This window comes from Caulobacter sp. B11 (genome assembly GCF_002737765.1).
Lineage (GTDB): Bacteria > Pseudomonadota > Alphaproteobacteria > Caulobacterales > Caulobacteraceae > Caulobacter.
Genome location: NZ_PEGG01000349.1, coordinates 1 through 2594 on the forward strand (window position 1 = coordinate 1; position 2594 = coordinate 2594).

Sequence of the window (2594 nt, forward strand, 5' to 3'; positions counted from 1 at the left end):
AGATCGGTCAGGCGCAGGTTCAGCCTGACCGCCGAGGGAATGTCGGTCTGCCCCCCGCCCTGCCAGGTCGGCCGCCAGGCGCCGTCGAACAGGAAAGCCGTCTGGGCGCTCTCGACGCCGGTCAGCAGCACCTGGGCCGGCCCCAGGCGCGCGCCGTCCAAGGCCGGCCGGGCGCGCCGCTCGAGGCGGCCTTCGACCAGGGCGTATTGAACATATTGCATCGAGGCGCGGGGCGCCTGGTCGGGGTTCTCATAGCCGCGCCGAGTCAGGACCAGCAGGGGGCCGTCGGGCTCGTAGGGCGGACGGCCGGAAAAGGCGGTCAGGGCCGGCAGGCCGTCCTCGCCGCGCGTTCGCCGAGAGGCGGCCTGGGACAGATCGGCCTTGAGGACGGCGCGGGTCCGCTGCAGCTCGGCATAGCGTTCCACCTTGACGCGGACCGCGCCCTGATTGGCCAGGGTGGTGCTCATCACCGCCACGCCGGCGGCGGTGATCAACGCGAAGATCAGCAACGCCACCATCATTTCGATCAGGGTGAAGCCCTTCATCGCGAGGCCCTGAACAGCGTGACCCGGGCGGCCGGTTGGCGGACCTGGGGCGCGATGACGACGATGTCGATGCGAAGCATGTCGGGATCGGCCGTGCGACTGACCAGGCGCGTCCAGATCCAGGTCCGTCCGGCCACCTGTTCCTGGCCGTTGGTCTGGCCCAGCGCCGGGGGCGTCATGCTGGTCACGGTCTCGACGGCCCGGTTGTCCAGCACCACCTCGGCCAGGATCCTGTCCTGCAATCGGCCTCCGGCCCGCGTGTTCTCGCCCGCCAGATTCAGCAGGGCCAGAACGGCCAGGCTGAAGATCGCCAGCGCGACCAGCAGTTCGATCAGGGTGAAGCCGGACTCAGAGCGCGCGCGGGGCATGGACCGTCACGTTTCCAGCGATATCGACGCTAACCCCATAGGCGACCGCGCGCCGCTGCAGGGTGAATTCGGCCCCGCTGGCCTGTCCGGTCGGCTCGAACACGACGGCAGGCTCCGCCCCCTCGACCGAGACGCGGGTCTCTTCCGTCCAGGCGGTCGGGACAAAGGGCTTGGCGTCCAGGGGACGCCAGTCGCGCCCATCGCGGATATCGAAGCTGTAGTCGACGGCCGAAACCCTGACCCGAACCTGACGATTGACCAGCAGCGCCTCTTCGCGGGCCCGCAGCAGGCGCGCGGCGAACCGTTCGCTCTCCTGGGCCAGCGAGATCTGCCGGTCCGGCAGGGTCAGGATCACCGCGCCCGCCAGCAGCCCCATGATCGCCAGCACGACCATGAGTTCGACGAGGGTGAAGCCCGCCCGTGCGACGCGGCGAGCCGCCTGGCGGCTGGATTCAGCTCCAGTTGCCAATGTCGGCGTCCTTGCCCTCGCCGCCCTCGCGGCCATCGGCGCCGAACGAGAAGATATCGACGGCGCCGCGGGTTCCGGGGGCGCGGTACTGGTAGGGATTGCCCCACGGATCCTTGGGCAGGCGACGGATATAGCCGCCCTCGCGATAGCGGTCGGCCTGGACTCCGGCCGGCGGCGCCACCAGGGCCTGCAGCCCGGCCTCGGTCGGCGGGAAGGTGAACATGTCGAGGCGATAGCTCTCGAGCGCCTGCTCCAGGACCGATACGTCGGCGCGGGCCTTTTCCTTCATGGCCTTGTCCTGGCTGGGCAGGACATTGATCGCCACCACGGTGGCCAGCAGGCCCAGGATGACGATGACCACCATCATCTCGACCAGGGTGAAGCCGGCCTCTTGCCGACGGCGACGCGTGTTGTGTTCCGGGGCGGGCATGGCTGCGCCTCCTATTTCAAGGCCAGGGTGTTGATCTGCAGGATGGGCAGCAGGATGGAAAGCACGATCGTCGCCACCACCCCGCCAGCAGGACGATGATCGCCGGCTCCAGCAGGCTGAGGAGCATGGCGGTGAAGGTGTCGAATTCCCGCTCCAGATAGTCGGCGGCCCGCATCAGCATCGTCTCGACCCGGCCGCTGCTCTCGCCGCTGGCGGTCATGTAGACGAGGACGGGGGGAAAGACCTCAACCCGCCGCATGGCGACCGACAGCGCGCCGCCTTCGCGAATGGCGGCGATCATGTCGTCCATCGCCGCGCGCAGGACGGAATTGCGCACCGTGCCGGCCGTGAGGATCAGGCCCTCGAGCATGGGCAGGCCGCTGGCGACCATGGTGGCCAGGGTTCGCGCCAGCCGCGCCGCGTGGACGTCTCGGATCAGCTTGCCCAGCAGGGGTAGGCGCAGCAGCGTGCGGTCGACGGTCAGCTTGAAGGCCGGCGCGCGCAGGCCCCGCAGGAAGGCCAAAACGCCGATGACGCCGATCAGGGCGATCAGCCACCCGAACGTCTGCAGGCCTGTCGACAGGCCGATGACGATCCGGGTCAGCAGCGGCAGGGTCTGGCCCATCGAGTCGAACTGCTCGACCACCTTGGGGATCACGAAGATCATCAGGGCCGTCACCACCAGACAGGCGACCAGGGCTAGGACGATGGGATAGACTAGGGCCGTGGTGATCTTGGCCCGGACTTGTTGCTGCTGCTCCAGCAGGTCGGCCAGGCGGTCC

The 2594-nt window shown here is 68.9% G+C and carries 4 protein-coding genes and 1 pseudogene; all 5 read right to left on the minus strand.

Going from position 1 to position 2594, the window contains the following annotated elements:
* Positions 1-545, minus strand: a 545-nt coding sequence (gene gspJ, locus CSW58_RS12500; protein WP_099447505.1) for a type II secretion system minor pseudopilin GspJ, incomplete at its 3' end; no start/stop codon positions are given.
* Positions 542-913: a type II secretion system minor pseudopilin GspI gene (gene gspI / locus CSW58_RS12505; protein ID WP_099447506.1), complete on the minus strand. Its 372-nt coding sequence runs from the start codon at positions 911-913 to the stop codon at positions 542-544. The genes gspI and gspJ, both read right to left, overlap by 4 nt.
* Positions 894-1382: a GspH/FimT family pseudopilin gene (locus CSW58_RS12510; RefSeq protein ID WP_236627818.1), complete on the minus strand. Its 489-nt coding sequence runs from the start codon at positions 1380-1382 to the stop codon at positions 894-896. The genes gspI and CSW58_RS12510 overlap by 20 nt, the downstream gene beginning before the upstream one ends.
* The gene (gene gspG, locus CSW58_RS12515) at positions 1366-1812 is read right to left on the minus strand and encodes a type II secretion system major pseudopilin GspG (protein WP_099447508.1); all 447 of its coding nucleotides are present in this window, start codon (positions 1810-1812) and stop codon (positions 1366-1368) included. The genes CSW58_RS12510 and gspG overlap by 17 nt, the downstream gene beginning before the upstream one ends.
* Positions 1813-1823: 11 nt before the next feature.
* Positions 1824-2594: pseudogene (locus CSW58_RS12520) on the minus strand (type II secretion system F family protein); the annotation flags it as partial.

What these genes read in the sequence shown, in the direction of transcription:
- gspI (WP_099447506.1), bottom strand. Translation starts at nt 913, where the DNA reads ATGCCCCGCGCGCGCTCTGAGTCCGGCTTCACCCTGATCGAACTGCTG.
- gspG (WP_099447508.1), bottom strand. Translation starts at nt 1,812, where the DNA reads ATGCCCGCCCCGGAACACAACACGCGTCGCCGTCGGCAAGAGGCCGGC.